Annotated in this window: 1 protein-coding gene; it reads right to left on the bottom strand. The window is 80.1% G+C overall.

Translation table 11 applies throughout. From position 1 onward, the window contains the following. The coding region (locus tag GUI70_RS23650; RefSeq protein ID WP_202630618.1) for a hypothetical protein at positions 1-261 on the bottom strand (261 nt) is incomplete at both ends.

Raw genomic sequence — 261 nt, 5'->3', positions numbered from 1 at the left:
CCCGAGCTCCCCTCGACGGGCCCTGGCCTCGCCCTCGGCGTGGAGCACGGCGCCTCCGGGATCGAGGACGGCCTCGGCGTCCTCGGGCAACCCGTCCGCGCGGCGGGCGCGCCGCCGGAGGAGCCGGTGCGCCGCGCCGAGGTGCGCCGCGACGCGGTCCCACTCCGCTCGGAGGGCGGGCGGCAGCGCCACGAGGGCGGGCAGGAACACGCCGAGCACCGCCCCGCCCGTCCCGTCGACGCCCTTGATGGCGAGGAAGTC

It is taken from the genome of Deinococcus alpinitundrae (assembly GCF_009982895.1).
Lineage (GTDB): Bacteria > Deinococcota > Deinococci > Deinococcales > Deinococcaceae > Deinococcus > Deinococcus alpinitundrae.
This window is presented reverse-complemented; position numbering and strand designations above follow the sequence as displayed.